This is a genomic window from Muricauda sp. SCSIO 65647 (assembly GCF_021534965.1).
Classification (GTDB): Bacteria; Bacteroidota; Bacteroidia; order Flavobacteriales; family Flavobacteriaceae; genus Flagellimonas_A.
On the sequence record NZ_CP091037.1, the window covers coordinates 383,587 to 407,500 of the forward strand.

At 42.0% G+C, this 23,914-nt stretch carries 24 protein-coding genes (1 of these 24 cut by a window edge); 14 read left to right on the forward strand and 10 right to left on the reverse strand.

Features of this window, described 5'->3' with window-relative positions; translation table 11 throughout:
* Positions 1-52 precede the first annotated feature (52 nt).
* Complete coding sequence (locus L0P89_RS01620; protein WP_235266666.1) at positions 53-289, reverse strand: DUF3820 family protein; 237 nt, start codon at positions 287-289, stop codon at positions 53-55.
* A gap of 44 nt (positions 290-333) precedes the next feature.
* Between L0P89_RS01620 and L0P89_RS01625 the strand changes: the two genes are divergently transcribed.
* From L0P89_RS01625 to L0P89_RS01640, 4 genes are all read left to right on the forward strand, one after another.
* Positions 334-1,197 carry a hydroxypyruvate isomerase family protein gene (locus L0P89_RS01625; RefSeq protein ID WP_235266667.1) on the forward strand — a complete coding sequence of 288 codons (864 nt, stop codon included), beginning with the start codon at positions 334-336 and terminating at the stop codon, positions 1,195-1,197.
* A gap of 206 nt (positions 1,198-1,403) precedes the next feature.
* Complete coding sequence (locus L0P89_RS01630) at positions 1,404-1,754, forward strand: nuclear transport factor 2 family protein (protein WP_235266668.1); 351 nt, start codon at positions 1,404-1,406, stop codon at positions 1,752-1,754.
* A 206-nt stretch (positions 1,755-1,960) separates the two neighbouring features.
* Entirely contained in the window at positions 1,961-2,533 is a 573-nt protein-coding gene (locus L0P89_RS01635; RefSeq protein WP_235266669.1) for a hypothetical protein, read from the forward strand.
* Between the two features lie 53 nt (positions 2,534-2,586).
* A complete protein-coding gene (locus tag L0P89_RS01640; protein WP_235266670.1) occupies positions 2,587-3,225 on the forward strand; it encodes a YdeI/OmpD-associated family protein in 639 nt (212 codons plus the stop codon).
* Between the two features lie 442 nt (positions 3,226-3,667).
* Here L0P89_RS01640 and L0P89_RS01645 read toward each other — a convergent pair whose 3' ends face one another.
* From L0P89_RS01645 to guaA, 4 genes are read right to left on the reverse strand one after another with little or no spacing between them, the layout of a single operon-like run.
* Positions 3,668-4,210, reverse strand: a complete 543-nt coding sequence (locus L0P89_RS01645) for a DUF922 domain-containing protein (protein WP_235266671.1) — start codon at positions 4,208-4,210, stop codon at positions 3,668-3,670.
* The gene (locus L0P89_RS01650) at positions 4,198-4,602 is read right to left on the reverse strand and encodes an OsmC family protein (protein WP_235266672.1); all 405 of its coding nucleotides are present in this window, start codon (positions 4,600-4,602) and stop codon (positions 4,198-4,200) included. The genes L0P89_RS01645 and L0P89_RS01650 overlap by 13 nt, the downstream gene beginning before the upstream one ends.
* Positions 4,592-6,742 (reverse strand): LysM peptidoglycan-binding domain-containing protein, encoded by a 2,151-nt coding sequence (locus tag L0P89_RS01655; protein ID WP_235266673.1) that lies wholly within the window; start codon positions 6,740-6,742, stop codon positions 4,592-4,594. The genes L0P89_RS01650 and L0P89_RS01655 overlap by 11 nt, the downstream gene beginning before the upstream one ends.
* A complete protein-coding gene (gene guaA / locus L0P89_RS01660; RefSeq protein ID WP_235266674.1) occupies positions 6,739-8,271 on the reverse strand; it encodes a glutamine-hydrolyzing GMP synthase in 1,533 nt (510 codons plus the stop codon). Before guaA ends, L0P89_RS01655 begins: the two co-directional genes overlap by 4 nt.
* Positions 8,272-8,349: 78 nt before the next feature.
* Here guaA and L0P89_RS01665 point away from each other — a divergent pair, with 78 nt between their 5' ends.
* The 3 genes from L0P89_RS01665 to L0P89_RS01675 all read left to right on the forward strand — a co-directional run bounded on the left by L0P89_RS01665 (position 8,350) and on the right by L0P89_RS01675 (position 10,546).
* Entirely contained in the window at positions 8,350-9,075 is a 726-nt protein-coding gene (locus L0P89_RS01665) for an SIMPL domain-containing protein (RefSeq protein ID WP_235266675.1), read from the forward strand.
* Positions 9,076-9,128: 53 nt separating this feature from the next.
* Positions 9,129-9,788, forward strand: coding sequence for a beta-phosphoglucomutase (gene pgmB / locus L0P89_RS01670; protein WP_235266676.1), 660 nt, complete (start codon positions 9,129-9,131; stop codon positions 9,786-9,788).
* 215 nt (positions 9,789-10,003) lie between these two features.
* Positions 10,004-10,546 carry a pyridoxamine 5'-phosphate oxidase family protein gene (locus tag L0P89_RS01675; RefSeq protein ID WP_235266677.1) on the forward strand — a complete coding sequence of 181 codons (543 nt, stop codon included), beginning with the start codon at positions 10,004-10,006 and terminating at the stop codon, positions 10,544-10,546.
* On the opposite strand, the gene bshC is transcribed toward L0P89_RS01675, so the two are convergent.
* On the reverse strand, positions 10,535-12,136 hold the full coding sequence (gene bshC / locus L0P89_RS01680) for a bacillithiol biosynthesis cysteine-adding enzyme BshC (RefSeq protein WP_235266678.1): 1,602 nt from the start codon (positions 12,134-12,136) through the stop codon (positions 10,535-10,537). The genes L0P89_RS01675 and bshC overlap by 12 nt on opposite strands.
* A 155-nt stretch (positions 12,137-12,291) precedes the next feature.
* Between bshC and L0P89_RS01685 the strand changes: the two genes are divergently transcribed.
* Complete coding sequence (locus L0P89_RS01685; protein ID WP_235266679.1) at positions 12,292-14,739, forward strand: M14 family zinc carboxypeptidase; 2,448 nt, start codon at positions 12,292-12,294, stop codon at positions 14,737-14,739.
* 193 nt (positions 14,740-14,932) lie between these two features.
* Positions 14,933-16,234: a carboxypeptidase-like regulatory domain-containing protein gene (locus L0P89_RS01690; protein WP_235266680.1), complete on the forward strand. Its 1,302-nt coding sequence runs from the start codon at positions 14,933-14,935 to the stop codon at positions 16,232-16,234.
* 108 nt (positions 16,235-16,342) lie between these two features.
* On the opposite strand, the gene rocD is transcribed toward L0P89_RS01690, so the two are convergent.
* From rocD to L0P89_RS01705, 3 genes are all read right to left on the reverse strand, one after another.
* Entirely contained in the window at positions 16,343-17,584 is a 1,242-nt protein-coding gene (gene rocD / locus L0P89_RS01695) for an ornithine--oxo-acid transaminase (RefSeq protein WP_235266681.1), read from the reverse strand.
* Between the two features lie 132 nt (positions 17,585-17,716).
* Complete coding sequence (locus L0P89_RS01700; protein WP_235266682.1) at positions 17,717-18,118, reverse strand: DUF6768 family protein; 402 nt, start codon at positions 18,116-18,118, stop codon at positions 17,717-17,719.
* Positions 18,102-18,665, reverse strand: a complete 564-nt coding sequence (locus tag L0P89_RS01705; protein WP_235266683.1) for an RNA polymerase sigma factor — start codon at positions 18,663-18,665, stop codon at positions 18,102-18,104. Before L0P89_RS01705 ends, L0P89_RS01700 begins: the two co-directional genes overlap by 17 nt.
* A 111-nt stretch (positions 18,666-18,776) precedes the next feature.
* Here L0P89_RS01705 and rlmD point away from each other — a divergent pair, with 111 nt between their 5' ends.
* From rlmD to L0P89_RS01730, 5 genes are all read left to right on the forward strand, one after another.
* Positions 18,777-20,186 carry a 23S rRNA (uracil(1939)-C(5))-methyltransferase RlmD gene (gene rlmD / locus L0P89_RS01710; RefSeq protein ID WP_235266684.1) on the forward strand — a complete coding sequence of 470 codons (1,410 nt, stop codon included), beginning with the start codon at positions 18,777-18,779 and terminating at the stop codon, positions 20,184-20,186.
* A gap of 4 nt (positions 20,187-20,190) precedes the next feature.
* The gene (locus tag L0P89_RS01715; protein WP_235266685.1) at positions 20,191-20,697 is read left to right on the forward strand and encodes a DUF6452 family protein; all 507 of its coding nucleotides are present in this window, start codon (positions 20,191-20,193) and stop codon (positions 20,695-20,697) included.
* A complete protein-coding gene (locus tag L0P89_RS01720) occupies positions 20,678-21,436 on the forward strand; it encodes a DUF6048 family protein (protein WP_235266686.1) in 759 nt (252 codons plus the stop codon). The genes L0P89_RS01715 and L0P89_RS01720 overlap by 20 nt, the downstream gene beginning before the upstream one ends.
* A gap of 81 nt (positions 21,437-21,517) precedes the next feature.
* On the forward strand, positions 21,518-22,321 hold the full coding sequence (locus tag L0P89_RS01725) for a helix-turn-helix domain-containing protein (RefSeq protein WP_235266687.1): 804 nt from the start codon (positions 21,518-21,520) through the stop codon (positions 22,319-22,321).
* Positions 22,322-22,387: 66 nt separating this feature from the next.
* Entirely contained in the window at positions 22,388-23,491 is a 1,104-nt protein-coding gene (locus L0P89_RS01730) for a hypothetical protein (protein ID WP_235266688.1), read from the forward strand.
* A gap of 186 nt (positions 23,492-23,677) precedes the next feature.
* On the opposite strand, the gene L0P89_RS01735 is transcribed toward L0P89_RS01730, so the two are convergent.
* A protein-coding gene (locus tag L0P89_RS01735; protein WP_235266689.1) for a class I SAM-dependent RNA methyltransferase crosses the window boundary here: on the reverse strand, positions 23,678-23,914 show its final stretch. Its footprint extends 924 nt past the window's final position; only the last 237 of its 1,161 coding nucleotides appear in the window; its start codon lies off the right edge, out of view; its stop codon occupies positions 23,678-23,680.

The following is a 23,914-nucleotide window of genomic DNA, read 5'->3' on the forward strand; positions in this document are numbered from 1 at the left end:
AAGAGGTACTGTTACGGGGTATAAAGATACAAATTGCGATAAGAAATCGAGGTCATTCTTTCGGAAATTCTTGTTGTAATCTACGTATCAAAGGTTCTAACCCATTAGACCTGATATCGAGCATGGTCTGCAAGTGTTCGCCCAACTTGCCCTTCGGAAATCCTTTCTTCTTGAACCATACCAAATACGCGATGGGCAAATCGACCAAATACCGGTCTTTATATTTACCGAACGGCATTCGGTAATGGGCCAGTTCGAGCAGTTTTTGTTTATCGGGCCTTATTTCCATTTGTTTTTCTAAAGTACTATCTTTTCTCTCAATAAAACCCGATCATGAAACGAAGAAATTTTATGGCGACCACTGCCGCTGGCACGGCAGGTATACTATCGTCATCGGTCATGGCCCAAAATACCGAACCACATATGGATTTCAAACTCAAAAACAACATCAACCACAGTGTCTGCCAGTGGTGTTTCAGCCATATGCCCTTAGAGGATTTTCTAAAGGTACTGAACGAACTGGGCATCAAGGCCATCGATCTCATCGGACCGAAAGATTGGCCATTGCTCAAAAAATATGACATTCATTGTTCAATGTGCAATGGGGCCGAAATCAGCCTTACCGAAGGGTGGAACGATCCCCAATACCATGAACAACTTATCAAAAACTATAAAGACATCATACCCCAAGTGGCCGAGGCGGGCTATACCAACCTCATCTGCTTCAGTGGCAACCGACGTGGCATGAACGACTATGTCGGACTACAGCATTGTGTCGATGGGCTCTCACAGATCATACCCTTGGCAGAAAAACACGGCGTGGTCATTCAGATGGAGCTGTTCAACCAAGTCAACCACCCTGATTATATGTGTGACAACAGTCTATGGGGCGTTGAACTCTGCAAGCATTTGGGCAGCGACCATTTTAAGCTGCTCTATGACATCTACCATATGCAGATACAAGAGGGCGATATCATCAGAAGTATTCAAAACTACCACGCCTATTTCGGGCATTACCATACCGCTGGCGTACCGGGGCGCCATGAAATCGATGAGACGCAAGAGCTCTATTACCCCGCCATTATGAAGGCCATTTTAGATACGGGATTTGAAGGCTATGTGGCCCAAGAGTTCATACCCACTTGGGAGGATAAGGTCGAGGCTTTGAAAGATGCCTTTTTGCGGTGTGATGTATAATAGAGCTACCCTAAATGAGATATTAGGGCAATGCACATGCCTGTAGAAACAAGTTGGGCGCGATTATAAAAATTTCTTGAAAGTACCCAAATGCAATTTTACTTTAATTCATACTGATAAAAAGTACTGAATCTTAAACCAAAGAAATTGATAAGCTATGCGAGCTGAAATTGAAAAACACCCATTAATTAAAGAAAAATTAATCTATGCCTGAAAATTATAATAAAGAAATAAGTCTTTCATATTTAAAGAGATATGCAGAAAAGGACCTAGATAGCATCGAAGAAATGTTTTCTGAAGATATCGTATTAAGAGACTGGAAAATTCGTGTTGAAGGAAAAGGGAATGCACTAAATGAAACACGTAAAAATTTCGAATCTGTACATTCAATAGAAATAGACGTGCTTTCGACTTATGAGAATAATGACACTGTGGCCGCCGAACTAAAAATTACCGTTGACTCTACTGAGCAATTGTTTGTAGTCGATGTCATAACAATTGGTTCTGAGGGCAAAATAAAATCAATACGAGCGTATTTGGGTAGAGGCGATGATTAAATGACAGTGTCTAATACTGCTTTTAATTCACCAACCCTGCAAAATCGTTCTGGCGGGTTGCTACATTCTTGCTAACTTTAAAATTATGAACCGTTATCCTGATAACTAACGGGAGGCTGGATCTCATATGGAAAAGTTCTGCTTACATTTTCCATGTCGAAATCATAGCCAAGACCGTTGGAGCACGTTTCCAAAACCAAAGACGAATGAACAAAACCATTGTTTTTTTATGGCTATTGACCATCGGGTTTATTTCCTGTAAAAAATCTGAAAAGCAAATTGATAAATTGGAAATAGCTAAGAACTATTATGAAGTTCTTGACCAATCAAATGTTTCTGAAATGGCAACTTTGTTGGCCGATAGTCTTTTGACAAAAGAAACCGAATATGACTATGAACAGATATTCTCACTAAAAGAATATATTGAATGGCTAAAATGGGATGCAGTATTCGAACCGACATACGAAATCTTAGAAATTGAACAAGAAGACGGAATGGTCAAAGCTAGAATTTCAAAAATGGACAAAAGAATCTCTTTTCTTCATGAAGAACCCATTGTCACGGATCAGGTAATTCGATTTGACAATGACAAAATAGCCAGTATTGAAACAACTGAATACGTAATTTTCAACGATTCGACATTTGTTGAAAACAGAGATAGCCTTCTAAACTGGATTGACAAAAATCATCCGGCATTGAATGGATTTATACACGACCAAACAGAGGTTGGCGGAATTAAATATTTGAAAGCAATTGATCTATATAAAAATGAAAAATAATGCGCTACAACAATCTCTATAGTTCTTTCTGATTTTTGCGCCAATCCAAAACAATGAACAAAACAGTTGACAACTACCTGATCAATGGCTGTGGGCGGTGTTCGCTTGGGGGCACGCCCGATTGCAAGGTACATCGATGGACCAATGAATTGGAGCTATTGAGAACGATAACACGTGACTGCGGCCTGACAGAAGAGGCAAAATGGGGTGTGCCCTGTTACACCTTTCAAGGAAAAAACATAATGCTCATCAGTGCATTCAAAGACCATTGCTCTGTCAGTTTTTTCAAAGGTTCATTGTTGCGCGATACCCAGGGTATTTTGGTGAAGCCCGGCCCAAACTCACAGGCTGCGCGTTTGCTGAAGTTCACCGAAATCGAAAAAATCAAAAAACTGGAAACAGATATCAAGGCCTATATTTATGAAGCCGTTGAAGTGGAGAAGGCGGGGTTGAAGGTAAATTTCAAAAAGAATCCAGAACCCATACCTGAAGAACTGGAAAATAGATTTGAGAAAGACCCTGTACTGAAAACTGCATTTGAAGCCTTGACTCCCGGTCGACAAAGGGGGTACATTCTCTATTTTTCCGCACCCAAACAATCAAAGACCCGAAATGCAAGAATTGAGAAGTGCATCGGTAAAATTCTGAACGGTGAGGGATTGCACGATAAATACCAATCAACGAGACGATAAAAGAAAGCTTTGCAAAGTGGGCCAAAAAAAAGGATGCCCCTTAGCATCGGCATCCTCTGTAACGAACAATCAATCAATAGCAATTTTTCTCCCTATCTTACTGAAAGACATCTTTTAGCATCAGAACCTTAATGGTAAAGTTTTGATAAAAGAGCCTTTACCAACCCAAAGCCTATGGGGCATACTAAAGCTCAATGTTTGCCCCAGCGGCTTTTTTTAGAGGGGTATCAAGAATTGCTTTTTTTGAGTGATCTGATCTGGACATTCACTCATTCGGCAATCTTGGTTTTTCAGTGCACAGCACACTAAAATATTTTACGATATCAAAGATGCGATATATTTTTCATATATTTTCATTTATTTATTTTAGAGACAACATAAATAAAAACTTATGTTTAAGGTTTAACTTGAAAGTGAAGGGTGTATTGATGATCGGGCGGGGCTACTTCGACGTATATCTATCCAAAGCCTCAGCGATCTGACGGTTCCAGCGTAGTTGTGCTTCACGGTTACGTGAAAAATTGGTCTCCCAATCGTAGCGGTCTTGTAGGTCTTCCAGTTCTTTTAAAATCTCACGATAGATATCCCGAACCTCTTGTTTTACATTTTCTGAAAAAGTGGTCTGGTTCAAGCGTTCGCGCATTCTACGGGCGAAGAGTTCTGAAATATCGAAATGCAGCTGCTCATGGGCCAAAATGAACTCATCACATACCGCTGGCTTGTACCACGATTCTTCGGGATAGAAATAAGCGTTCACCTCAAAATCCAACTCCACTTCATGGTGAATCAGATTGGCGGAGTACTTATAACTGATACCGCTGGCCGTGGTGGCCGCGGGTACGGCATCGGGTGGTACTTTGCCCCGAAAATCAGACCACCTCAGCCTATGGTCTTTCTGCCAAGGGATCATTTCGGTAATTTCTTGTGAAAAACCATGGCCCATGCCAAAAATCGACAGTAAAAATATGGTGATCACCTTATCCACTGAAAATCGATTACCTTTTCAATATCAGGATGCAAGCTGTAGTGCACAGGGCAGGTATTTGCCGTGTTCACGAGAATTTTTCTGTTCTTCTCAGAAACACTGGCCGGAAGCTCCATTTTAACTTCAATCTTTGAAATACGCCTTGGGTTGGCCGCCATATGTTTGGTTACCGCTGCAGTGGAACCTTTTAAATCAACATCAAGGTCCCTGGCTTTGATACCCATCATGGTCAGCATGCAGCTCGCCAGTCCGGTGGCAACCGTATCCGTCGGTGAAAAAGCCTGCCCCAACCCATTATTGTCCACCGGGGCATCGGTATTGAACTCATCGCCCGAGCGTAGGTGTAGACAGGTGGTGCGCAACGCACCGTGATAGGTTACTTTAGAGGTCATCAGCTTCTACTTCTTTAATTCTTAATTCTTCGTATTTCAAAAGATAAGTACCCTCATTGAAAAAACCTGAAGACCAATCATTGAAATAATTGAACCGGTTACCGCTGTATTCGGTCAGGCCTATGATATTTGAAGTTTCAAAAAGGTTCTTTTTGTGGGCCAATTTCAATAACAGGTCGAACGTAAGGTCAAAGCCCCGAATGGCATATTTGTCTGGTGAAAAGCCGAATTTCTTTCGATACGCTTTCACGAAGGCATCATTGCCCACTTCTTTGTAGAAGGATGGAAAAGTGAAATTCAGATTCGACAAATGCGAACTTGATACCACTTCATTTTCAAAGGCATTGTTATAATTGGTGGTGAACATCTTTACTACAACCTTGTTGCCTTCTTCGGTTTCTTTGTTTGAAGCATTGAGGATAGAGCTCACGCTGGCTGCCAGATTGGACTGCTGTGTTTCGACAAATACCCAATTCTCTTCCGTTTCTGAGAGCATCGCCTGAAAATCTACCAAGTGCAGAGAGCCATCTTCGCTCATTTTTGCCACTCGTGCCATCGGAAAGGCCACCAAAATAGAATCTTTTGCAGCTTGGTTCTTTTCATCAGCAATAATGATAATGTGTTCACTTTTATGTCTTTTCGCAACATGGTCCAAAATATGTTGGCGCATCACATCATCATTGGGGACAGAAAAAAACACATTGCCAAGACTCAATTCGTTCTGCGCGGCATAGGGCGCTACCACGGGCACTTGGTGGCTCGAGGCCTGAACGGCCACTTCACCCAGTAGACTGGGGTCAATAGGGCCGACCACGGCATCGACATCATATAAGATCTCTTTTTGCAAGGCCACCTTAACGGCCTGAAGACTTCTTTGGGTATCAAGAAACTTCACATCGACCGATACACCAAGTTTCTTAATAGAATCCAAAGCGATAAGGGTGCCGGAATACAACCCAAGCGCATATTTGATATCGTTTCGCGATTTGATCTGTGCCTCGGTCTTTTCGGCATCTCTGAAATCGATACGGTCTAACCGAAACGGAAGTAGGTACAATAATTTTGGTCGGAGCGTCACATCAATGCTATCGATCAGATTTATCTTATCGAGTACCAAGGCATTCTTGACCTCAAGGCTTTTTGCCTTCATCTTTGGAAGTTTTAGCACCATTCCTGCCTTTAAGCCATTTTCCAACTCTGGATTCAGGTCAAAAAGGGAATCCCTTGAAATCTGTAGGTTTCTGGTCAAGCTAAAAAGGGTCTGTTTGGGCTTTACCTCATAAAAGATATAGTTGTCGGTGTTGACGATTTCGCTTTTTGGCTTTTGCTTTGGGAGCCGTAAAACCATTCCTTCTTTTAAACCGTTCTGCTCTATGATCTCAGGGTTCAGCTTAATAATGGAATCTGTGGAGATACCATAATTCTGACTGATTCGAAATAGCCCAATGGATTTAGGTACAGTATATGATTCAAAAAGCGCAACAGTCTGTTCTTCAAGACTATCTCCTTTTGGCCTTGGCAATTTCAACTCTTGCCCTTCGGCCAAATAACTCGTATTCTTGGGCAAATCAGGATTCAAGGCCACTAGGCTATCGATCGTGATGCCATATTTGTGGGCTATGCTCCAGCGGGTTTCTTTGGGTTGAACGGTATACATTTCGAAGTCAAGCGCTGACTCATCTTCTTCCAGTTCAGGAAATTCAGGTATCTGCAATACCATGCCCTTTTTCAATGGTGAGGCATATAAGTCCGTATTATATTTTTTGAGTTGCTCCTCTGAAATTTCATAGCGTTGCGTGATGCTGAAAATGGTCTCTTTGCGACGAACACGATGCCTCTTGAAACCCAAGGGTTCTATTTGTGGGGGTTTTTCTTCTTTTTCGATTTTTGGGTCATTGGGTCTTGGGGTACCGTCCAAAGGAATGACCAAAAGCGTATTCGGTTTTACATCATCGGCAGTCTTTAGCTCTTTGTTCAGTTGCAAGATAGTGTAAGGGGTTACCCTATATTGTTTGGCAATACTTTGCAGGGTCTCACCCTCTTTCACCTGGTGGGTAGTGTAGCGCTGTGCGGTGACCTTGCAGGCGGCCATCAGCACTACAACAACGAAAATCAGTGTTCTCAAAATTGTCTTTTTCATTCCCATTCTATCGTAGCGGGGGGTTTCGAACTAATGTCGTACACTACTCTATTAACGCCTTTTACCCTATTTATTATTTCGTTGGACGTTTTTTGTAAAAACTCATACGGTAAATTTACCCAATCTGCCGTCATGCCATCTGTACTTTCAACGGCCCTCAAGGCCACACATTTTTCATAGGTTCGCTCATCACCCATAACCCCTACGCTCTGCACGGGCAATAGCATGGCACCTGCTTGCCAGACCTTGTCATAAAGGTCCCATTTTTTGAGCCCATCGATGAAAATGGCATCGACTTCTTGTAATATAGACACCTTTTCGGCGGTAATGTCACCCAAAATACGAATTCCCAATCCAGGACCGGGAAACGGGTGCCGTCTTAAAATCGCTTCGGGCATTTCGATACTTCTGCCTACCCGGCGAACCTCATCTTTGAACAACAAATGCAAGGGTTCGACCACTTTCAACTTCATGAAATCGGGCAGGCCCCCAACATTGTGATGGCTTTTGATGGTCGCTGATGGACCGCCACTGGCAGAAACAGATTCAATCCGGTCTGGATAAATAGTACCCTGTGCCAACCATTTTGCATTTTCAACTTGATGCGCCTCATCGTCAAATACCTCAATAAACATCCGACCGATAATCTTTCGCTTCTTTTCGGGCTCGCCCTCGCCCTTCAAAGCCTCCAAAAAACGTGCCGAAGCATCTACTCCCTTAACATTGAGACCCAAACCCTTGTACTGCTCCAATACATCACGGTATTCATTTTTACGCAACAAGCCATTGTTTACAAAAATGCAGTGCAACTGGTCACCTATCGCTTTGTGCAGCAACATCGCCGCAACACTGCTATCTACCCCACCAGAAAGCCCCAGTATCACTTTATCGCTGCCAATTGTTTCTTTCAATTCGGCCACCGTGGTCTCGACAAAGGCATCGGGTGTCCAATCTTGTTTCAGGCCCGCTATTTTTACCAAGAAGTTTTCAAGAACCTGTTTTCCCTCAGTGGTATGGTATACCTCTGGGTGAAACTGGATTCCGTAGGTAGCCTCACCGTTAAGCCTAAAAGCAGCATTTTCAACATCTTCGGTACTGGCCAAACACACAGCGTTTTTGGGCAATTCTTTAATGGTGTCGCTATGGCTCATCCAGACTTGGCTTCCTTCAGTGACATGGTCTAAAAAGCTATCATCAGATTCCATTTTTGACAAATGTGCCCTGCCATATTCGCGGGTTGCGGAGGGTGCCACATTTCCTCCATGAAAGTGTGCCAAATATTGTGCCCCATAACAAATGCCCAATAATGGTTTTTTTCCCTTTATTTCGGTCAAATCAGGATGTGGGGCATCATCGGCCCTTACCGAAAATGGCGAGCCCGATAAGATCACCGCTTGATAGGGTGACAAATCTTTCGGTGCATTGTTGTACGGCTTTATTTCAGAATAAATGTTCAGTTCGCGAACGCGTCGTGCGATCAATTGGGTGTATTGCGAACCAAAATCAAGGATAAGTACTTGGTTTTGCATGGGCAAAAATAGCAATTTGGGACATTTGCAGAAACATCTTTTTAGGTATATTTATCGTACATATTGGAAAGCCGCACTATGAAACACCTCACCGCCATTATCTTTAGCTTGGCCATTGTCATTGCCGCTTATTTTTTGGGCAATGCCTATGTGAAAAGGGCCAATCCGCCACAAGTGATTTCCGTGACCGGTCTGGGAAATGAAAACTTCACCTCTGACCTGATTGTTTGGGAAGGGCGTTTTTCATCGTTCAGCCCTGTGCTCACCTCAGCTTTTGATCGCTTGAACGAGCAAAAGAAAATTGTTCGTGAATACCTTATTTCAAAGGGGATCACGCAAGAAAATATTATTTTCAATTCGGTACAGACCATCGAACAACGCGACAACAAATATGAAGATGGCAATTATGTGGGAAGTATTTTCAGGGGTTATGAACTCTCGCAATCGGTACAGATCGAATCGACCGATGTCGCCAAAATAGAAGCGGTATCAAGAGAAATCACAGAATTATTGAACAAGGGAGTGCAATTTAACTCATCGCCCCCTCGCTATTACTACACCAAATTGGCAGATCTAAAGATAGAAATGATTTCAAAGGCCACTGAAGATGCACGTATTCGAGCAGAGAAAATCGCCGAAAACGCTGGGGGCCAATTGGGCGATCTGATTTCTGCCCGCATGGGCGTATTTCAGATTACGGGGCAAAACTCTGGCGAAGACTATAGTTGGGGCGGTGCCTACAACACCTCATCAAAGAATAAAACGGCCTCTATCACCATGCGACTTGAATATAAGGTCGAGTAGCTTTTTTCTGACCATTTTTTATCTTTTCTTTGTCCACTTAAACCAATCAAACTATGATCAAGGGATTTATCTTTGATTTAGATGGTGTCATTACCGATACCGCCGAACAGCACTACCTTGCCTGGAAACGCTTGGCCGATGCCATGGGCTGGCACTTTGACCGTGAAATCAATGAGCAACTGCGAGGGGTCTCTAGAATGGCCTCACTAAAGATAATCGCCGACCACAACAATGTACAGGCCGATGACCCTACCATGATGCAATGGGCCGCCGAGAAGAACGAGCTGTATGTAAAGGCGTTGGATGAAGTCACGCCTGACGATTTTCTACCCGGTGCCAAAGAACTGTTGACCCATTTAAAACGGGAAGGTTTCAAGGTTGCCTTGGGTAGCTCTAGCAAAAACGCCAAAAAAGTGCTGCAACAATTGGGGGCCGCTCCTTTTTTTGATGCCGTGGCTGATGGCAATTCAGTCAAAAACAGCAAACCGGCGCCCGATATTTTTCTATATGGTTCGCAGGCCTTGAAACTAAAGCCCAAAGAATGTATTGTTTTTGAAGATGCCGAAAGTGGTATCGATGCCGCCAAGGCAGGTGGGTTTTACTGTGTGGGCATCGGACCAGAAGAAAGGGTCGGCCATGCAGATGTTCGATTTGAAGATATGAAGGCCGCCACCCTTTTTGAGGTAAAATCGCATTTCAAGGAGCTTTTTTAAACCGCCCTTGAATCAAATACGATAAAAGTAAAAGTCCGGGAACCACCCCGGACTTTCTTTTGCAATAAAATCAAAACCAACCTAAACACATGAATTAACTTAACTCAATTTCAAAAAGGTCGTTACAACCTTTTTCATAGCAATTTGTAGATAAAACAACCCACTATGAATTTACCCTACCTAATTTTTCAATTATTTTTGAAAAAAATACGATTTTGCAACAACTCATCTTTCAACAGGTTAGAAATGAACTGGTTAATGGTAGCGTAAAAAAGGGGCATCCCTTTAAATATTTTGCTTTCGGCACGGTCGAAAACAACAATCCTTGCCTTAGAACGGTAGTTCTTAGAAAGGTCGCTCCAGATATGACCTTGCTTTTTTATACGGATGAACGATCAAAAAAAGTTATACAGGTACAAAATGAAAACCGCGTCAGTGCCCTGTTCTATCATCCAAAGAAATTGATTCAGGTACAAATCGAGGGTCATGCCCATATTCAAGAGAACCCCGAAATACTTCGACAAATATGGCAGAACATACCCCCAAGTTCTAAAAAGGACTATACTTCGGTCGTTCCCCCGGGGTTACCGATTAATGGGCCCGAAAATGTGGAATACCTATCTGACCAGCACCATTTTTGCATGATTGAAATCGTACCCCAAAGAATAGAATATCTGAGGTTAGCGCGACCAAACCATATACGTATGGAGTTTATCAAAAAAAACAATGACTGGGTGGGAAGTTTTTTAGCTCCTTAACACCAAAAAATCCTGTTGTAACGGGTTTAAACTTTTTTGAAGCATTTCTATAAACACATCACCGTACGCTAAATACAATTCGGAAAAATTCAACTGTCGTTCTTGCAATGATTGACCGGGAAAGAGTTCGTTCTGAATTTCGGTCAGGCGCATGACATGGTCTTTTAATCTTCGTCTTTGCGCTTTGAGCAGTCGTTTTTCAAGTTTATCGAGTCCGTTTTTTTGCTTTTTTTCTTGTGCCCTGACTGCCCCCAAGAATGATTTATCGGTCTGTTTCGCCAACTCATAAAGATGGGCAAACTGTTCTTCCAATATCTTTTTCTGTGGAGCAAAGTTGATATCAATGTTCGATATCTGTCTGATTTTCTTGTTGATGAGCGAATTCTGTTTTAAGAAAAGATCCTGGGGTTGAAGGCCAAGTCTTTTTATCTTTTCAGCATGCTTAGTTGATAGTACCAAAGCTGAATTGCGTAACAACAGCACAGGAAATACGATGCCAAGAGCATCAAAATAGCTCTTGAGTTCAAGCCAGTATGCCAGTTCACCACCACCCCCGATGTAGCATAGATTGGGCAAAATGATTTCTTGATACAAGGGTCTTGCAATGACATTGGGCGAAAATCGCTCTGGATGGTCGTGCAATTCTTTCAGTAGTTCCGCTTTTGAAAATTGCAACTCAGTATCGTTGATGAAATAATTTCCCCTTTTTTCGATTATCCGCTCTCGGAGCCCATCCTTTAGATAAAAAAAATTGATTTCCCTCGGATTGACCTGAATCGAATACTTATTTGATAGTCTAGATAGTTTTTCGTTTGATTTTGAAACTTCCTTATAGGGAAGCTGCTCAAAAATATCCTTTTCAGCATAGGGCACCAGTAATCGTTTCAAATGGGCATTATCGCCATCTACGATGACCAAGCCCTGTTCACCGAACAGTTCATTGGCCAGAAAGCGAGTGGCTTCTGTAAGTGTTGAATGTTCTAAATAGGCTTCCTTGAACAACTTTTTGAGATATTCTGCATGGGGCGATTCGCCCAATTCTGCCGAAAAAACCTCAAATATCCCATTCAATCCGTCCGTTGACAATCGACCTACCGCACCGTTCGCTGAACGGTTCCACCGTATCTTCTTGCCCTTGAAACTAAAATGGTTGATTTCATCAAAATCATGGTCTTCGGTGGCCATCCAATACACGGGCACAAAATCATAGCCTGGGTATGCTTGCTTGAGTCTTTTGGTCAGATTGATGGTCGAAACAATCTTGTACAAAAAATACAAGGGCCCTGTGAAAAGGTTCAATTGGTGCCCGGTGACCACAGTGAAGGTGGTATCTTTTTCTAACCGTAAAATATTTTGTGATGTTGCTCGATCGGCCCTAATATGCCCATACTGTTCTTTCAGGGCGCTGACCAGAATTTTTCGGTTTTCAGAAGAGAAGTTCGTTGCCTTCTCTTTTATTTGCCCTTCAAAATTTTCCAGCTTCGGAAAACGGTTATAGAAAGATCGTAATTCTTCTTTTTCATCTAAATAATCGCAAATCAGCGAAGAGAAGTATCCGGTTTCACGAAAAGACAGACAGTCGATTTCCATATGAACTAAAAAACGGCCTAAAGATACGTTTCATCTTTGAGCGTAATCCTAAAAATACGTTAATTGGGCGATTGTGCCTTTGGGTAGAACGAAAAACGGGTCGTGATCAGCGATTTATTTGCTAGATTTGATTTTATTCAATCAAACCGTACCACATGAGTCGATTTTTACTTGTACTTGTCATTTTGATTCCCTTATTTGGTTTCTCACAGAAACTAAAATCTCCATCTGAATTTTTGAGCTATGAGCTCGGTACACAATTTTCACGCCACCATGAAGTGCTCGATTATTTTCAATACGTGGCCAAAAGTCAGCCCAACAGGGTAAAATTGGAACAATATGGCATGACCAATGAACGAAGGCCCTTGCTTTTGGCCTTTGTATCTGCTGCTGAAAATCTCTCCAACCTTGAAGATATAAGGCAAGAACATTTGAATGCGACCACAGGAAATGGCGATACTGATAAAGCTATCGTTTGGCTAAGCTACAATGTTCACGGTAATGAAAGTGTCAGTACAGAGGCTTCGATGAAGACCATATATGAACTGCTTACCACTAAAAGCACTTACCTTGAAAACACTGTGGTTGTCATAGACCCCTGTCTCAATCCTGATGGGCGTGATCGGTACACCAACTGGTACAACCAATATAAAAATGTTCCCTATCAAGTAGATCCGAACAGCAGGGAGCATCATGAAGGCTGGTGGAGTGGCCGCAGCAACCACTATATGTTCGACCTCAACCGTGATTGGGCTTGGTTGACACAGGTTGAAAGCCAGCTACGCTTAAAGGTATTCAACAAATGGTTGCCCCATGTACATGTCGATTTTCATGAACAGGGCGTTAACAACCCTTACTATTTTGCACCTGCCGCTGAGCCTTATCATGAAGTGATTACCCCCTTTCAGCGACAATTTCAAGAAACCATAGGTAAGAACCATGCCAAATATTTTGATGCTAACGGCTGGTTTTATTTTACAAAAGAAGTCTTTGACCTGTTCTATCCAAGTTATGGCGACACCTACCCTACCTACAATGGCGCCATAGGTATGACGTACGAACAGGGAGGTAGTGGCAGGGCCGGCTTGGGCGTGATCACCAAAATTGGCGATACGCTGACACTAAAAGATAGAATTGCCCATCACCTTACCACTGGGCTTTCAACGGTCGAAGTAGCTGCAAACAATGTCGAAAAACTTAATGATGAGTTCGAAAAATTCTACAAAAACCGCAACTTCAAATACAAGAGCTATCTTTTGAATGGAAACATGGACAATATCAAGGCACTTGAAGAGTTATTGGCCAAGCACAATATAGACTTTGGCAGGGCCAACAATGGTTCGGTAAAGGGATTTCGATACCGATCAGGTACTTCTGGGAGTATGAAAACCTCAGAGAACTCATTGGTGGTCTCTACCAATCAACCCAAGGGAACCTTGGTAAAGGTACTATTTGAGCCCAATGCCAAACTCAGCGATTCGCTTACCTATGACATTACGGCCTGGTCATTGCCCTATGCTTATGGTTTGGATGCGGTTGCCTCGACCACTTTGATCAATTCGTCTGATGCAAGTGCCGCTTCTGCAGCGCCCGTTAAATTACAAGATGCCTACGCGCACATTACCGATTGGAACAGTATGCAGGATGCGCGTTTTTTGGCAGCATTGATCAAAAATGGGGTTAGGGTTAGAACCGCTTACCATCCTTTTTCCATAGAAGGAAAAACCTTTGAAAGGGGCAGCCTGATCATCACAAAGGCCGACAATGAAAAATTGGAAAATTTCTTGGATATAGTCTCAAAAATAGCCAAGAAGTATTCAAAATCAATTACATCGACCGATACTGGTTTTGTAGATATGGGCAAAGACTTTGGCTCAGCTTATGTGCAAATGATTGAAAGGCCAAAAGTCGCTGTATTATCTGGTGACCCCACCTCTACCCTTCGTTTTGGTGAAGTTTGGCACTTCTTTGAACAACAATTGCATTATCCACTCACGGTCATCGATGCAGATTATTTCGATAGGGTCGATATGAACAATTACAATATTGTAGTGCTGCCTAGTGGCGGTTATGGCCAGTTTTTCAATGAAAAAAGGTTGAAAAAATTGAAGTCTTGGGTAGCAAAAGGTGGAAAAATAGTTGCCATGGGCGGAGCCATAGGGGCCATAGATGGCGAAAATGGTTTTGGCATCAAGCAGCTAAAAAAAGAAAAAGACAGTGCGACATCAAAACCCGAAGCGCATGAAAATATACAGCGTGAACGGATGAAAGAGGCCATTACTGGCGCCATTTTCAAAGTCAAGGTCGATAATACCCATCCTTTGGGGTATGGATACGGCCGCGAGTACTATACCCTTAAATTGGGCAGTACCGCCTTCGAATATCTAAAAAAGGGCAATGTGGCCTATTTTGAAGAAAACACGAAGCCCGTATCAGGTTTTGCCGGTAGCAAAGCACAGAAATCCATAGGTAAAACCCTTGTTTTTGGAGTTGAAGAACACGGTAAAGGCCAGGTTATCTACATGGTCGACAACCCATTGTTCAGAGGTTTTTGGGAAAATGGAAAGTTATTTTTCGCCAATGCCCTTTTTATGGTGAATTGAATTTTCTCTCGTTTTACCATACCTCCCTACGCAAAGAGACAATTGTCATTATTAAAATGAGTACCTTCATTACGATCGGTCAACCATGACAATTGGCTATGGAACACAAATCATAAAATTTGTGAATCTCTAAAAGCAATAGCTGAAAATCACTAACTTAGATATGTCTTTGTACATTCAAAAAGAAAGAGCCATGAAAACAATCCCATATCAAAAAAAACGGTTAACCCTGATTGCCTCGGTGCTATCGATAGTCTTATCGGTGTTTACCGTTCTTGGCCAAGAAAAAAGTGGGGAATTTAAATCGTTCAAGGGAAAAGTAGTCGATGCCGACACCAATCGCCCACTTGTATTTGCCACATTATCGGTCGAAGAAACGAACATCAGTACCATAACCAACACCGAAGGGGGATTTCTCTTAAAAATACCCGAAGAGATAACTTCAGGAAACGTCTTGGTTTCCTTTTTGGGCTATCAGACCAAAAGCATCCCCTTACAACAATTGAAAGGGGTCAAAAATAAGATCGATCTCAAGGTTTCGGTGACCCAACTATCAGAGGTAGATGTCGAAGTACCCAAAAATCCGGAGGCCTTGGTTCGTGAAACAATGGCCAAAAAGGGCGAAAACTATTTCAACGATCCTACCCTGATGACCGCTTTTTATCGCGAGACCATCAAAAAAAGAAGAAGAAACGTTTCATTGTCAGAGGCGGTCGTAAATATCTACAAGGCACCCTATAAGTCACCAAGAAGAGATGCGGTAGAGCTTTTTAAGGCAAGAAAAAGTACCGACTACAGCAAATTGGATACGGTGGCCTTAAAACTTCAAGGAGGGCCTTTCAATACGCTGTACGTAGATCTCATGAAATACCCTGAGTACATTTTTGATGCGGAGTCTTTTTCAAATTATCGATTTAGTTTTGATCGGTCTACCCGTATCAATGACCGTCTGATATTCGTTATCAATTTTACGCAGAGAGCGTCGGTACCAGATCCCCTTTACCAAGGTAAGCTATATATCGATGCAGAGAACAAAACCTTGACCAGCGCCGTTTATTCATTGAACATCACAGATAGAGTAAAGGCAGCAAGGTTGTTTGTGCGAAAAAAGCCGGCTAAGGTCGATGTTTGGCCTACTGAGGTCGCCTATAGGGTAGACTATAGGGAAAAAGACGGTAGATGGTATTATGGCTATAGCAATGCCGCACTGACTTTCAAGGTCGATTGGGAAGACAAACTGTTCAACTCTGTTTACAGCATGACCGCTGAAATGGCCGTGACCGACTGGGAACGTAATATTTCGGGCGAGCTTCCCAAAAATAGGGACCGTCTGAAAACGTCTATCATTCTTGGCGACGAGGCCATCGGTTTTTCCGATCCAGATTTCTGGGGCGAATACAATATCATAGAGCCCGAAAAATCTATTGAATCAGCTATTCGTAAAATACAGCGGCAGCTTCGACGGAAAAATCGGGGAAGCAATTCCAAGCCTTAGATTGGGTTTGATCCAAATCGAGGGATATTTCAACAAAAAAACATCTTTGTTTTTGACACAAAGATGTTTACATCGTAAATGAAATAGGCAACAATCAGGTTAGGGCGACTATCCCTTAAATTCCAGTATTGTTTTTCGAATGATGGAAACACATTCCAATAACTCTTCTTCAGTCATGACCAAAGGCGGCGCAAAACGGATGATGTTGCCATGGGTAGGCTTGGCCAAAAGACCGTTTTCTTTCAGGGCCATACATATCTGCCAAGCCGTTGAACTGTCTTCAGAATCATTGATTACAATGGCATTGAGCAATCCTTTGCCACGAACCAAGCGTACCAACTCTGATTCTTCGACCAGTTTTTCCATCTCGACACGAAACAGTTTGCCCAGTTTATCCGCATTTTCGGCCAAGTTTTCATCCCTGACCACTTCAAGCGCGGCCATGGCCACGGCACAAGCCAAAGGATTACCACCAAAGGTAGAGCCATGATTGCCCGGGCGTATGACATCCATGACCTTATTATTGGCCAAAACTGCCGATACTGGTAGCACGCCTCCCGATAATGCTTTTCCCAGAACCAAGATATCAGGTTTGATGCCAGAATGGTCAACAGCTAACAGTCTTCCTGTTCTAGCGATGCCTGTTTGTACCTCATCGGCAATAAAAAGCACATTTTTTGCCCTGCACAGTTCGTATGCCTCTTTGATGTAATCTTCGTCGGGTACATAAACCCCTGCCTCGCCCTGTATGGGCTCAATCAAAAAAGCGGCCACATTTTCATCTTTCAAGACTTCTGCCAATGCATTCAAATCATCGTAGCGTATTGACACGATACCGGGAGTGAACGGACCAAAATTTTCGGTCGCCAAAGGGTCGTTGGAAGCGGAGATAATAGAAATTGTACGCCCATGAAAATTATTCTGACAGACAATGATTTTTGCCTGGTTAGAATGTATTCCCTTTTTTTCATATCCCCATTTTCGTGCTAATTTCATGGCCGTTTCAACGGCCTCGGCACCCGTGTTCATGGGCAATAGTTTGTCAAAGCCAAAAAACTCGGTAGCGAATTTTTCATAACGACCTAGCATATCGTTGTAAAAGGCCCTTGAGGTCAACGTAAGGTTTTCTGCCTGATTTTTTAAAGCCCCAATGATTTTAGGGTGGCAATGCCCTTGGTTTACCGCCGAATAGGCCGAGAGAAAATCATAGTATTTCTTGCCTTCGACATCCCAAACAAATACTCCTTCACCTCTGCTCAAGACGACAGGAAGCGGATGATAGTTTTGGGCTCCGTGCTTTTCTTCCAGCTCAATTATCTGCTGTGATGTTAATCCTTCTAAAACAGCCATTTTAAAAATTTTCAATGTTAATAAAACAACTATTCCTTCTGTACCTTTTTCCTTTCGAGGACTCGAAAATTCAGCGTAGGAGAGAAATCATCCTTGTAGTGCCACAAAAATAGCAATTATTTGGATTTCTCTCTATTCATGGTCGTCAGAGCCACTTTTTGTGCCGGCCAGAACAGACACCTGAAGCTCTAATCTTTTGAGCTCACGAAGAATGTCATTTTTGTCCATCTGCATCCACACATACAATTTGAGCATGCCCATCATAATAAGACAAAGGAATCCAGCCCCTAGCCAAACAATTAAATCTTTGGTTTCTTCGGCGTCAAAAAATTGTACCAAGCAGTAAACAAAAACTCCGAATACGATAAGATGTACTACGTTCATCATTATAGCAAGCCACCCCATTTTACCGCGATATACTTCCTCTATTTTGCCAAACAGATTTTTTTCTTCCAATTCATCGTAAAATGCCGCTTCTTCTTTGCTCAAGGTTTCTTTTATGAGCTCATCTATTTTTTCAGTCTTTTTCTTCATCTTTTCTGGTTTTTAATATTGTTTTTATCTTTTCCCTAGCCCTAAACAATCGGGTTTTTACCGTATTGACCGATACGTTGGTCACTTCACTGATCTCTTTTAAGCTATACTCCTCTAAGTAAAACAGTCTGAGCACTATTCTTTGATCGACAGTCAATTCAGGCAGTATCTTCAATATCTTTTGAATTTGCTGTTCCTTGACCTCATCATGTTCGTTTTCATCAGACTGTCTTTCCCAAAAACCAGGAGCGACCTCTTTACGATACCTATTGCCTCTTTTGATGCTATCCAATGCCTTTCTGCTAACAATGGTCAGTGCCCAACTACCAAAGCTGTTACTGTCTCTGAGCGTGGCCATTTTGGCCATTATGGTTCGCCACGTGTCTTGGGTAATATCTTTGGCCTGTTCCCAATCGTTTGTATATTGAAAAGCTTGGCGGTACAATCTTTTGTTCCAGCGCTTCACCAACAATTCAAGGGCCTTCTTATCGCCCGACCGATATGAAATCACCAGCAATGAGTCCAATATTTTTTTCGGATTTCCCATAGTCGTCAATCTATTGACGTCAACACGTAAAAAAGGTTCCCTTTTATTAAAAAAATATTTCCAAATTAGAAATCTCAATCCACACCGCCCAAAAACAACTATTTTTGCCCGATGCGAAAAAGAAACCGACAGAAATTTTTTGAAAACATAGAAGTTATCGATGCGGGCGCCAAGGGCAAAGCGGTGGCAAAAGCCCCTGATGGTAGGGTCATTTTTCTGTTGAACGCCGTACCGGGCGATGTGGTCGACGTGAAAACGTTCAAAAAGCGCAAAGCTTTTTTTGAGGGTACGGCCACGACATTCCATAAACTTTCAGACAAACGTACGAACCCTGTTTGCGAGCATTTCGGTACCTGTGGGGGGTGCAAATGGCAGCACATGGCCTATGAGCACCAACTCCATTACAAACAAAAGGAAGTTGAAAACAATTTAAAGCGTATCGGTGGACTTGAGCTTCCGGAGGTTTTGCCCATAATCGGTTCTAAAAATGAGTATTTCTATCGCAATAAAATGGAGTTTTCTTTTTCTGATAACCGTTGGCTCAGTGAGGCAGAAATCAATTCCGAAGAAAAAATCGAAGATAGAAACGCCCTTGGTTTCCATATACCGGGAATGTGGGACAAAATTCTTGACATCGACAAATGTCATCTGCAAGAAGACCCTTCAAATGCCATAAGGCTCCGTATAAAAGAATTTGCCTCTGGCAATGATCTTTCTTTTTTCAATGTACGCCAGCATTCTGGGTTGCTCAGAACCTTGATGATACGAACGGCATCCACTGGTGAACTAATGGTCTTGATTCAATTCTATGAAAATGACAAGCCAAAACGGGAGCTATTGCTCAACCATTTAAAGAACAGCTTTCCCGAAATTACTTCTTTGCTCTATGTGATTAACCAGAAGGCGAACGACACCCTTTATGACCAAGAGATTCGATGTTTTTCGGGTCGTGACCATATCATGGAAGAAATGGAAGGCCTAAGGTTCAAGATCACCGCAAAATCTTTCTATCAGACCAATTCAACACAGGCGTATGAGCTGTATAAAATTGCCCGTGACTTTGCAGGTCTGAAAGGTACCGAAACCGTTTATGATCTTTATACCGGTACGGGAACGATCGCCCAGTTCATTGCCAAGAAAGCAAAAAAAGTGATCGGTATCGAGGCAGTGCCCGAAGCCATTGAAAGTGCCAAAGAAAATGCCCGTTTGAACAAAATTGAAAATACCTCTTTCTTCACCGGTGACATGAAAACAGTGCTCAACCCATCGTTCATTGCCGAAAACGGAGAGCCAGATGTTGTCATTACCGATCCACCACGAGATGGCATGCACAAAACAGTTGTTGAACTATTGTTAAATGTATGTCCAGAAAAAATAGTTTATGTAAGTTGCAACAGTGCAACCCAAGCTCGCGATTTGGCATTGATGAAAGAAAGATATAGGGTGGCCAAGGTACAGCCCGTTGATATGTTTCCCCAAACACACCATGTCGAGAATGTTGTGCTGTTGGAAAAATTATAATTTCATGAACAAAATATGCATTGCATTTTTCATACTGATCTGCCTAGTGGGCATTGCTTCTTGTGAAAAAGATGATATCTGCGTTGATGGTGACACCCCGCTTCTGGTAATCGGTTTTTTTGATGTAGATGATACCACCGAAGCAAAAAATGTGACCGCTTTGCGGATTCGGGCCATTGGGCAAGAAGATGATGTAGATACATTTACAAATCCCTCAAGCCAAGATTCTGTGGGCATACCCCTTCGCATTTCTGAAACCAGTACGGCGTACCTGATCGTCAGTGATTCCGGTACTGATGATGAGGGCAATGAAACGGGCAATATAGACACGCTGACGTTCAGCTACGATGTAATCGAAGACTTTGTTTCAAGGGCCTGTGGATTTGTGGCCAATTATGACAATCTTTCTTTTGACCTACAACCCGATACCGATAACTGGATACAAAATGTGGTCATCGTCGATACCACCATTGAAAACTCAACAGCCATTCATGTCAAGATATTTCATTAGCTTTCTTCTTTTCTCTTCAGTGTGGTCGGGGTTTTCACAAAGCGAGCCTTTAGACCTGCAACAAAAAGATACCATTGAACACAGGCAAGAGTATGGCCTACGCATTGGTGTTGATTTGAGCCGGCCTGTACTGTCTTTTACCGACGATGGCTATACCGGGCTCGAATTTGTGGGCGATTACCGCTTTACCGATAGAATTTGGTTGGCCGGTGAACTGGGCAACGAAAAGCGAACCGACCAAGAAGACCTATACAATTTCACCACATCAGGAAGCTATCTCAAACTTGGCATTGATTACAATACATATTTGAATTGGTACGGAATGAACAACAGCATCACCTTTGGTGGGCGCTATGCCGTGGCCAGCTTCAGCCAAACCTTGAATGAATACCAGATATTTGACAGCAACCGCTATTTCAGTCCTGATGATTTTGTGCAGGGCGGTACTGAACCCGAAGAATTCTCGGGACGCAATGCCACTTGGTTGGAAATGGTAATCGGCATGAAAGCTGAACTGTTTGCCAATATCTATATAGGCATGAGCATACGTTTGGGACATCTGGTCAGCCAGAGTGATGGAGATCTTGAACGTTTCCCCAATCTTTGGATTCCTGGGTTCAACAAGATTACTGACGGGGCCAAATGGGGGGTTGGCTATAACTACTCTATTTCGTATTTCATACCCCTGTACAAAAAAGCGAAGAAAAAACGTGAAGCCACGGCCAACGAAAGCCAATAATACCTTGTTGAACACTACTGCCCATGGCCAAACCGTCGACAACAAATAAACACCTATCTTAAACACAGCTCAAATAGGTTTATGACAACGAAGAAGCTTAAGGCAGGGACATTTATGGGGCAGGTGCAAAAAATGAGGGCCTTATCTGGTTTTACCCTTTCAAGAACAGATCATGGCCAACACATGAAAGTTCCAAAGCATGAGCATGAACATCCCTATATCAGTTTATTGCTTCACGGACTGTATCATGAACAATCCATCATTTCAGAGCACGATATAAAAACAGGAAGCTCATTGTTCAGGCCCAAAGGGTTTGAACATAAAAACGAAATAGGATCTCATAACAGCTTTTGTTTCAATATTGAAATTGAAAAAGGATTTCCTGATAAGAAGCACTACTCGAAAATCGCTGATTATATGCAGTTTGAAAGAAACAATCTAGAGATCTATAAAATCTACTTCGGATTTCAAAATGACTTTTCAGATGAGCTTTTGACCCTTATGGTCGAGGAAAATCTACACCTTTTATTTCAACATCAATATGCTGAAAATGTATCAGGAAGAGCGCATTGGGTCGGGAAAATTAAAAAAGAGATTAGATTTCATCCTGAAAAAATGTATCGCATTGATGAAATTTCCCATTCAGTTCATCTGCATCCTAATTACTTCGTTAGAAAATTCAAAGAAAAAACAGGCTTTACATTAGGAGAATTTTTATTGAGACAGCGTATTTCTAGAGGAATAGACCTTATGCTACATTCCTCAAAACCCCTAACCGAAATAGCCGTTGAAAGCGGTTTTTACGACCAAAGCCATTTTATAAGACACTTCAGACGCTTTTTTGGCACTACCCCATCTCATTACAGAGCAATTGTAAAAGGTTAATTCTGTACAATTTAATTTTCTGCACTTACCATTTCTTTGGACTTCATCATCAAATTTTTTTGCTTTATGAAGCTTTTATCATCCATTTTAATATGTAGTATCTGTTTAACAACAGTTGCCCAAAAAACAACACCCTACACAAAAGTCGACAGCAGTAATTTCAAAAAAATATATCCCTATGCCCTCAGGGGTGATATGAATGCTGTTTTTGAGATATTGGAAAAGACTGAGGATCGTTCCTTGACCCAAAGGCAGAGAGACAAAAAGAACAGGTATTACCAACGTTTTTTATATAGAAATGAAGATTTTGACTTTAATACTGATGATACCGAGATAGTTGACCTTTTCAAACGCTTTCAAAACTACTGGCGATCGGTAATCATAGAAAACGTAACACAAGATCTGGCTGATAGCCTTTTTAGGGGTGAGATGACCTACTTTTTAAAAAAATACCACAGACCAGAACTCAGTGTTGGGGAAATAAAAGAAAATTATTATTCTCTATTTCAAGGTTTTTTTAGGTCTAAAAACATTTATGGGATCGGAGTGGGAAAAACAGGCCATTTGTATGACTTATATCTGTGGAAAGATCAAGAAGAAATTGATTATAGCATAAATCTTCCTGAAGGACAAACCATTAAGGTTCCTGTAGTTTTCATGAGGGATTTCATTAGCAATGGCTGGTCTCACTATACGACTTTTGGCCATAGCTTCAGTGGTGGTTGGGCCATGGCAGATAAATTGTTCTGTGTTGAAGAATCATATGGGCCCAAAGATGAAGAAGAGTTTTTGATCAGTTATGTATCGCATGAGGGGCAGCACTTTTCAGACTATAAATCATTTCCAAAATTGAAACAAGCAGATTTGGAGTATAGGGCAAAATTGACAGAACTGTCATTGGCCAAAGAGACCACGCACCAAATAGTGGACAAATTTATTACCAACGCCAAAAATGATGTCTCTTATGCACATGCATTTGCAAATTACACGGTGATCAGACTATTATCTGAAAGAATTTTTGGCTCTGGTTTCGAGTCAAATCTTGAGAAATGGAAACAAATACCAACAAAGAAGATCAATAAAGCTTCGTTGAAATTATTGAAAGAGCACTCAAGAAAGTTAAAATCATTAGGTGCTGGGTCAATTGAAGAATATATTACCACTTTATAAGGGGCAGACCTAAAATATTGTGCCCCACCATATCCATAATTCATTATGGCATTGCACTGTACCGAAAAGACGTCGATCAAAGAGAGGTGTTTCGATGAAATGACCCTGTATCGCCCATAGACTCGTGTGCTTTACGAACACCATAGTAACAAAACCATGACCGGCACTTTTATGCAAAACTAATCGCTAAGAACTTTTAAACTTTCCCTTTTTACTCCCCTCATACATTTCATAGCGCACCAAACGCGATTCTAGTTGACCGTTGAACACCTTGATTTTTCGGGAAGGCCTAAGTCCCACATGTTTTAGCGCCTCTAAATTGGCAGTGACCAGCCAAGCGTCGGTGTTGGCATACCCCTGTTTGAGGGTATCACCCAGTTTTTTGTAGAATTTTTCCATTTCGATATTCAGACGTTCTCCGTA

Bases quoted from the DNA above. Each gene is read 5' to 3' on its own strand.
- pgmB (WP_235266676.1), top strand. From the start codon at position 9,129: ATGATCAAGGGATTTATCTTTGATTTAGATGGTGTCATTACCGATACC.
- L0P89_RS01625 (WP_235266667.1), top strand. From the start codon at position 334: ATGAAACGAAGAAATTTTATGGCGACCACTGCCGCTGGCACGGCAGGT.
- L0P89_RS01685 (WP_235266679.1), top strand. From the start codon at position 12,292: ATGAGTCGATTTTTACTTGTACTTGTCATTTTGATTCCCTTATTTGGT.
- L0P89_RS01705 (WP_235266683.1), bottom strand. From the start codon at position 18,665: ATGGGAAATCCGAAAAAAATATTGGACTCATTGCTGGTGATTTCATAT.
- L0P89_RS01650 (WP_235266672.1), bottom strand. From the start codon at position 4,602: ATGACCTCTAAAGTAACCTATCACGGTGCGTTGCGCACCACCTGTCTA.
- L0P89_RS01630 (WP_235266668.1), top strand. From the start codon at position 1,404: ATGCCTGAAAATTATAATAAAGAAATAAGTCTTTCATATTTAAAGAGA.
- L0P89_RS01690 (WP_235266680.1), top strand. From the start codon at position 14,933: ATGAAAACAATCCCATATCAAAAAAAACGGTTAACCCTGATTGCCTCG.
- L0P89_RS01620 (WP_235266666.1), bottom strand. From the start codon at position 289: ATGGAAATAAGGCCCGATAAACAAAAACTGCTCGAACTGGCCCATTAC.
- L0P89_RS01700 (WP_235266682.1), bottom strand. From the start codon at position 18,118: ATGAAGAAAAAGACTGAAAAAATAGATGAGCTCATAAAAGAAACCTTG.
- L0P89_RS01715 (WP_235266685.1), top strand. From the start codon at position 20,191: ATGAACAAAATATGCATTGCATTTTTCATACTGATCTGCCTAGTGGGC.
- rocD (WP_235266681.1), bottom strand. From the start codon at position 17,584: ATGGCTGTTTTAGAAGGATTAACATCACAGCAGATAATTGAGCTGGAA.
- L0P89_RS01720 (WP_235266686.1), top strand. From the start codon at position 20,678: ATGTCAAGATATTTCATTAGCTTTCTTCTTTTCTCTTCAGTGTGGTCG.
- guaA (WP_235266674.1), bottom strand. From the start codon at position 8,271: ATGCAAAACCAAGTACTTATCCTTGATTTTGGTTCGCAATACACCCAA.
- L0P89_RS01730 (WP_235266688.1), top strand. From the start codon at position 22,388: ATGAAGCTTTTATCATCCATTTTAATATGTAGTATCTGTTTAACAACA.
- L0P89_RS01655 (WP_235266673.1), bottom strand. From the start codon at position 6,742: ATGAAAAAGACAATTTTGAGAACACTGATTTTCGTTGTTGTAGTGCTG.
- rlmD (WP_235266684.1), top strand. From the start codon at position 18,777: ATGCGAAAAAGAAACCGACAGAAATTTTTTGAAAACATAGAAGTTATC.
- bshC (WP_235266678.1), bottom strand. From the start codon at position 12,136: ATGGAAATCGACTGTCTGTCTTTTCGTGAAACCGGATACTTCTCTTCG.
- L0P89_RS01725 (WP_235266687.1), top strand. From the start codon at position 21,518: ATGACAACGAAGAAGCTTAAGGCAGGGACATTTATGGGGCAGGTGCAA.
- L0P89_RS01640 (WP_235266670.1), top strand. From the start codon at position 2,587: ATGAACAAAACAGTTGACAACTACCTGATCAATGGCTGTGGGCGGTGT.
- L0P89_RS01665 (WP_235266675.1), top strand. From the start codon at position 8,350: ATGAAACACCTCACCGCCATTATCTTTAGCTTGGCCATTGTCATTGCC.
- L0P89_RS01635 (WP_235266669.1), top strand. From the start codon at position 1,961: ATGAACAAAACCATTGTTTTTTTATGGCTATTGACCATCGGGTTTATT.